1 rRNA gene is annotated in these 421 nt (G+C 56.3%); it reads left to right on the forward strand.

Annotated elements, in window-relative coordinates:
• Positions 1-134: 134 nt before the first annotated feature.
• Positions 135-251 (forward strand): 5S ribosomal RNA (gene rrf / locus ACLKOZ_RS22380).
• The last annotated feature ends 170 nt before the right edge of the window (positions 252-421 follow it).

Below are 421 nucleotides of genomic sequence, written 5' to 3' on the forward strand. Positions count from 1 at the left end.
TATGTGGTTCCCAAACAACAAACCCGTTGCTTGAGAACACAACTGAATAACAACACCACAGTTCCCTAACAGGAACAGTTGTAACCAAACTTCCCACCCCCCGGCACACGCCGGGCAGGATCGGGTAACAGGGTTACGGCGGTCATAGCGTGGGGGAAACGCCCGGTCCCATTCCGAACCCGGAAGCTAAGACCCACAGCGCCGATGGTACTGCACCCGGGAGGGTGTGGGAGAGTAGGTCACCGCCGGACAACCATTAAGGTCGAGAACCCCCCAACACACACGTGTCGGGGGGTTCTCCCATTTAAACCACACCCCGTGGTTGCTAGTACCGGCTTGCTGGCCTATTGCCCAACCTTGGCCAGGCCGAAGGATAAACAGAAATAATCGCAGTTTCGATTGTCGTCTGCATAGACTCGCC

The sequence above is a fragment of the Arthrobacter sp. R4 genome, assembly GCF_051365025.1.
Lineage (GTDB): Bacteria > Actinomycetota > Actinomycetes > Actinomycetales > Micrococcaceae > Arthrobacter.